The following is a 5,376-nucleotide window of genomic DNA, read 5'->3' as shown; positions in this document are numbered from 1 at the left end:
CCCTGAAGCCACGCTTCAGGAACTGACGGAGCTGCACCAGTTCACCTACCGCACCATGAAAGATCTGGGCGACGAAATGCTCTGGGTGTCCAGCATGCCTTGCGGCCTGCCGACCGACGAAACCATTCCCATCGCCCGCTTCGGTTCGTCCAATGTCGGGCGCGCCAAGAGCGTTTACCGCATGGGCCTGTCGCACCGTTACGGCCGGCGCATGCAAACCATTTCGGGCATTCACTACAACTGGTCCCTGCCCGGGGTGAGCAGCAAGGAATACTTCGCGCTGATCCGCAACTTCCGCCGCCAGGCGTTTTTGCTGCTGTACCTGTTTGGCGCCTCGCCCGCGGTGTGTTCCACGTTTGTGGAAGGGCGCCAGCACGAGCTGCAAACCCTGAGCGACAGCACCATGTACATGCCTTACGGCACTTCGCTGCGCATGGGCCGCCTGGGCTACCAGAGCGACGCGCAGGCATCGCTTGCCGTGAGCTACAACAGCCTCGACGGCTACGGCGCTTCGCTGCAGGACGCGCTGACCCGGCCCTACCCGGCCTATGAGGCAGTGGGCATCCGCAACCCCGGCGGCGACTACAACCAGCTGGCCACCACGCTGCTGCAGATTGAAAACGAGTTCTACGGCACCATTCGCCCCAAGCGCGTGATCTTTCCCGGCGAACGGCCGCTGCATGCGCTGCGCGAGCGCGGCGTCGAATACATCGAAGTGCGGCTGATGGACCTGGACCCTTTCGAGTCCGTCGGCATCAATGCGCAGACCATGCGTTTCCTCGATGTGTTCCTGCTGCACTGCCTGCTCAGCGACAGCCCGAACGACACGCCCCAGGAAATCGCCGAGCTCAAGCATAACCAGCACCAGACGGCGGCGCGCGGGCGAGAGCCCGGCCTGAAACTCAAGCGAGGCGGCCATGAGATCACGCTGACGGCCTGGGGTGCGGAGGTGGTGGGCCAATGCGCGCCTATCGCGGCGGCGCTCGACGCCACGCATGGCGGCTCGCAATACAGCGACGCCCTGACATTGGCCAGCGCCGCTTTGCTGGACCCCTCCACCTTGCCTTCGGCCCGTGTGCTGGCCGCCATGGCCGACCGCCATGAGAACTCCTTCATCCGGTTCACACGCGCGCAGTCTGAAAAGACGCAAGGCATCCTGCAGGCGCAGCCGTTGTCGGCCGGCCAGCTGGCACACTTCGCCGCACTGACCGAGGCCTCCGTCCAGGAACAAAAGAAGATTGAAGCCGCGGACACCATGCCGTTTGAGCAGTACCGTCAGCAGTACGTTTCGGCTGAGCGCCTGGGCATGCCGGGGCGCGAATCTGAGCACACCCCTGTTGGGGCTCACTTCGTGTAGCCCCCTCTCCCCTTGAGAAATAGGTTCACCCCTATCGGCACTCACTTCGTGTAGTGCCTTTTCCCCTTGCAGGGGACGGCGCCTGCGGCCTGGCGAAGCCAGTTCCGCGGCCCCTGCTGGTGAACAGGGACACCCCTATCGAAACTCTCGGGGTGCTATCAATTCAGTAGCTTGTGGCGCAAGTTGGTATTGGGCTAGAGCCCGATTTGGTATTTAAAAATCGCTTCTTCGGCGTCTTCACGCCAGTACGTCACGGCCGCGTACCAGCCTTCCCACACGCAGCCGTTGCAGCCGCGACCGCAGCAGGTGGTGGGTTCGGGAGGAGGTGGCCGCAAGCGGATGCCCGCAGCAGCGGCGCGCTCCTGCAGGGTGCTGAAGATCGCCATGGCGGCGCTGTGGTCAGCAGGGCTTTCGGGCATGGGCCTGGTGTGGGTGCCGTGTCAGGGTTTGGCGGAAGCCGCCATGCGCCGGCGGGCGTACAGGCCGATGAATGCGCAGCCCAGTACCAGGGCAAACCAGCCCACCAGGGCCGATTTGGCGACGATGCCCTGCATGCCCGGTGAGGTGATGAAGTAGGGCGACACCACCACACCCAGGCCGATCAGCACACACAGGATGCCTTTGATCATCAGTTCGTTATTGGCCTTGAGGGCGGAAGCGGCCAGGCGGCGGGCCGGGATCACGGGTTTTTTGTCGGGGGCTGCGGGCAGGGGCATGAGGGGCTCGATAGGGGAGGTCGGAGATGGATGGGAAGGGCTTCGGGGCGGCTTGGAGCGGCCCCGATGAGCCTGGGCGCATTACGGCTGGTCGCAGCCGCTACATCTGTCTATGCCCCGATTGTCCTTCATTGGGCCGCAAGCAGGTGAGGCAGGCCCGGAATGTCCCCCGTACCGGCTTGGCGGCGGGGCCGCCCGCTGCGGCGACAATTGGGGAATTGAGCCGGGTCTTCCCGCCCCGGTTCCATCTGAACCCGAACACCCTAAGAAAGATCCCGATGGCCATCCAGTGGTTTCCTGGTCACATGCACCTGACCAAAAAAGCCATCAGTGAGCGCATCAAGGAAATTGATGTCGTCATTGAACTGCTTGATGCGCGCCTGCCCGGCTCCAGCGCCAACCCCATGCTGGCCGAGCTCACCAGCGCCAAACCGGCGCTCAAGGTGCTCAACAAGCGCGACCTGGCCGACGCCACCCGCACGCCGCTCTGGCTGGATCACTACAACAGCCTGCCCGCCACCCGCGCGATTGAGCTGGACGCCAGCGAAACCACGCCTGCGCGCCGCCTCATTGATGCCTGCCACGCGCTGGCGCCCACTCGCGGCACCATGGTCAAGCCGATGCGGGTGCTGATTTGCGGCATTCCCAACGTCGGCAAGTCCACCCTGATTAACACCCTCACCGGCAAGCGCGCCACCAAAACCGGTGACGAAGCGGGCATCACCAAGGTCGAACAGCGCTTGGTGCTGGCCGACGGGTTTTATTTATGGGACACGCCCGGCATGCTCTGGCCGCGCATCATCGTGGCCAAAAGCGGCTATAACCTGGCCGCCAGCGGCGCCATTGGCCGCAATGCCTTTAACGAGGAAGAGGTCGCGCTCGAGTTGCTGGATTACCTGATCAAGCACTACCCCGCCTTGCTGGAGGCGCGCTACAAGGTCGAGGTGACCCCCGGCATTACCGATGAGCAGCTGCTCGAAGAAATTGGCCGCAAGCGCGGCGCGGTGCTCTCCAAGGGCCGGGTCAACCTGCAAAAAGCCGCCGAGATCGTGATCTATGAATTCCGGGCGGGAACGCTGGGCCGTGTGACCCTGGAAACGCCCGGCGAGTTTGCCGAATGGGCAGCCGCCGGCCGGCTGCTCGACGCCGAGCGCCAGGTGAAAAAAGACAAGATCGAAACCAACCGGTTGATCAAGTTCAAGAAGATTCCGCGGCCGGATAAATCCGGCAGGTCCGGATTCGAAGAATCCTGAGACCGGCCACCGCGCGCGGGATCACTTGGGGCCTGTTTTGCAGGTCCGTATGCCAAGCAGCGTGTACGCCGGGCACCAGCCCAGCAAACCTGTCAGCAGGGGCACGAGCCCCAGCAGCGCCCACCAGCGCCAGGCGGGCTCCGCCACAAAATACAAGCTGAGGATGGCGAGTCCCGCCACGATGCGCACCGCACGGTCGGCGGTGCCTGCGTTTTTGTTCATGATGAGTTCCCTTGGAAAATTAACTTTTTAGTGCAGCACCAGCACCGGCTTTTTGYTGTGCGACAGCACCTTCTGGGTTTCACTGCCCAGGAGAAAGCCGGTGATGCCCTTGCGGCCGTGCGAGGCCATCACAATGAGGTCGCAAGCTTTGCCGTCTGCCATCCGGACGATGGTTTCATAGGGGTGGTCGCCTGCGACGCAAACGGTTTCGCAAGGCACGCCCGCCTTGTCGGCGGCGTCTTTCAGCGCAGACAGGAATGCCTCTGCCTGCGCCTGGCATTCCCTCATGAATTGGTCCCGTGTGTCTTCCAGCATCTGGACCCGGTAGGTCAGCAGGTGAAACTCCTGCATCACATGCAAACCCGTGATCCTGGCCTGGGCTTCCCTGGCGAAAGTCACTGCCTGTGCAATTGCCCGATCCGAAGCGGGCGAGCCGTCGGTCGGTAGAAGAATATGTTTGAACATGGCAAATCTCCTTGTCATCCTGGGCGGCTCATCGCCGGTGCGGCAAACCTTGAGCAGGGCGGTTCCACTTTAGGTCGCTGCCGCCAAACGGCTTTGATGCAGGTCAAGTCATCGCCTCAATCGGGGAGGGGACGGGGCGGATTGCCTGCCACGGGTTCGTGATGTGACGCCGCGCGGTGCGGCGATGTCGGTTTCAAAATCCACCGAATGCAGGAGAAGTTACGGGCAGCCTCAGTGTCACTCAGCGACAGGAAACAATAGAGTCTGTCGGATGAGGGAAGTTAGTGACCCCAGAACGCATCTTCCTGCTCAGGATCGCTTGAGAACAGCCTGGCTTCGACGATCCTGCCTTCTTCGATGCGCAGCAAGTCGATGCCATGCTGAGATAGCCGCAAGCCGTCGCGCTGTCCCTCGAACTCAAGCTCCACGGTGACCCATGCGCCATTCCCCATGAAGCGATGCGCGCGGGTGATCGCAAATGTTCCCTTGGACACTTCCATCATCTTGCCGATCATCGTTCCAACGGCTTGCACGCTCCTGTGCGTGCCGGAGAAGCGATTGCGCCCGGGCTGGTGCCACACGATGTCCGGTGCCAGGAGGACGCCTAGCGCGGCTTGATCGCCGGATTGAACGGCTTGAATGTACTTTTGTGCAATTTCGATTGGAGTAGTCATCTGTTCCTCTGCTGGTTGAAATAAGTGATGGCCCTGCATTGGTTCAGGTGTCATCAGGTAAAACTGTACGTTGCGCTCGCCTTGGCGTCACGGTGGAAAGCTGTCTAAAAATGGTAATAATCGGACATGAATGGAAATATTGACGGGGCGAATGACACACTGGAGCGGATCGGCTACGCGCCGCCGGCCAGCTACGCGTTCGATATCGAGGTGGTTGCGATGCGGGAGCTGCGTGCCCGCGCTCCGGCGGAAGAGCTGCGCAGGCCGCACCGCATCGAATTCCATGAACTGATCTTCGTCAGGCGCGGCGAATGCACGCATGTGGTGGACTTCGAGCCCGTCCGCTGCTCGCCCGGCTCTGTGCTGGTTTTGCATCCGTCACAGGTCGAGCAGTTCGATGTGACAACACCCTGGGACGGCTGGCTCGTTCTATTTCGCCCTGAACAGCTTTTTGCATCGCAGGACAAGATGGGGAAGCTCGGCCTGGTTCAGGCTGTGGCTGAGTTGCCTGTGCAGCTCACTTTTGATGACGCCGAGGCCCGGTTGCTGCAGCAAACCATGGCACAGATGCACCTGGACGGGGGCTTGCAAGCCGGCCAGCCAGAGGTTCAGGCCCTGTTGCTGCACCAGCTTTGCACCGTGCTCCTGCGGCTGGTTCTGGCGCACCAGCAACAACGCAGCGATGGCAC

General features: G+C 62.1%; 8 protein-coding genes. 3 read left to right on the top strand and 5 right to left on the bottom strand.

The genetic code is table 11. The annotated features are described in order from the left end of the window. Positions 1 to 1,357, top strand: a 1,357-nt coding sequence (gshA, locus tag AC1D1X_RS14785) for a glutamate--cysteine ligase (protein ID WP_477698543.1), incomplete at its 5' end; no start/stop codon positions are given. Between the two features lie 194 nt (positions 1,358 to 1,551). Here the strand turns inward: gshA and AC1D1X_RS14780 are convergent. Then, complete coding sequence (locus tag AC1D1X_RS14780) at positions 1,552 to 1,776, bottom strand: oxidoreductase-like domain-containing protein (protein ID WP_477671508.1); 225 nt, start codon at positions 1,774 to 1,776, stop codon at positions 1,552 to 1,554. A gap of 21 nt (positions 1,777 to 1,797) precedes the next feature. Then, entirely contained in the window at positions 1,798 to 2,073 is a 276-nt protein-coding gene (locus AC1D1X_RS14775) for a hypothetical protein (protein ID WP_477671509.1), read from the bottom strand. Positions 2,074 to 2,351: 278 nt separating this feature from the next. Here AC1D1X_RS14775 and ylqF point away from each other — a divergent pair, with 278 nt between their 5' ends. Further along, the gene (gene ylqF, locus AC1D1X_RS14770; RefSeq protein ID WP_477671510.1) at positions 2,352 to 3,326 is read left to right on the top strand and encodes a ribosome biogenesis GTPase YlqF; all 975 of its coding nucleotides are present in this window, start codon (positions 2,352 to 2,354) and stop codon (positions 3,324 to 3,326) included. Positions 3,327 to 3,347: 21 nt separating this feature from the next. Here ylqF and AC1D1X_RS14765 read toward each other — a convergent pair whose 3' ends face one another. The 3 genes from AC1D1X_RS14765 to AC1D1X_RS14755 form a co-directional block, all read right to left on the bottom strand. Beyond that, positions 3,348 to 3,548, bottom strand: a complete 201-nt coding sequence (locus tag AC1D1X_RS14765; RefSeq protein ID WP_477671511.1) for a YgaP family membrane protein — start codon at positions 3,546 to 3,548, stop codon at positions 3,348 to 3,350. Between the two features lie 27 nt (positions 3,549 to 3,575). Further along, a complete protein-coding gene (locus AC1D1X_RS14760) occupies positions 3,576 to 4,013 on the bottom strand; it encodes a universal stress protein (RefSeq protein WP_477698542.1) in 438 nt (145 codons plus the stop codon). A gap of 281 nt (positions 4,014 to 4,294) precedes the next feature. After that, positions 4,295 to 4,687 (bottom strand): nuclear transport factor 2 family protein, encoded by a 393-nt coding sequence (locus AC1D1X_RS14755; protein ID WP_477672852.1) that lies wholly within the window; start codon positions 4,685 to 4,687, stop codon positions 4,295 to 4,297. A gap of 126 nt (positions 4,688 to 4,813) precedes the next feature. Between AC1D1X_RS14755 and AC1D1X_RS14750 the strand changes: the two genes are divergently transcribed. Then, a partial coding sequence (locus AC1D1X_RS14750) for an AraC family ligand binding domain-containing protein (protein WP_477698541.1) occupies positions 4,814 to 5,376 on the top strand: 563 nt, incomplete at its 3' end.

It is taken from the genome of Polaromonas sp. P1_G4, from assembly GCF_056405475.1.
The sequence above is the reverse complement of the archived record's forward strand: the minus strand, read 5'-3'. Positions and strand labels throughout refer to the sequence as shown.

Bases quoted from the DNA above. Each gene is read 5' to 3' on its own strand.
- ylqF (WP_477671510.1), top strand. From the start codon at position 2,352: ATGGCCATCCAGTGGTTTCCTGGTCACATGCACCTGACCAAAAAAGCC.
- AC1D1X_RS14780 (WP_477671508.1), bottom strand. From the start codon at position 1,776: ATGCCCGAAAGCCCTGCTGACCACAGCGCCGCCATGGCGATCTTCAGC.
- AC1D1X_RS14765 (WP_477671511.1), bottom strand. From the start codon at position 3,548: ATGAACAAAAACGCAGGCACCGCCGACCGTGCGGTGCGCATCGTGGCG.
- AC1D1X_RS14775 (WP_477671509.1), bottom strand. From the start codon at position 2,073: ATGCCCCTGCCCGCAGCCCCCGACAAAAAACCCGTGATCCCGGCCCGC.
- AC1D1X_RS14755 (WP_477672852.1), bottom strand. From the start codon at position 4,687: ATGACTACTCCAATCGAAATTGCACAAAAGTACATTCAAGCCGTTCAA.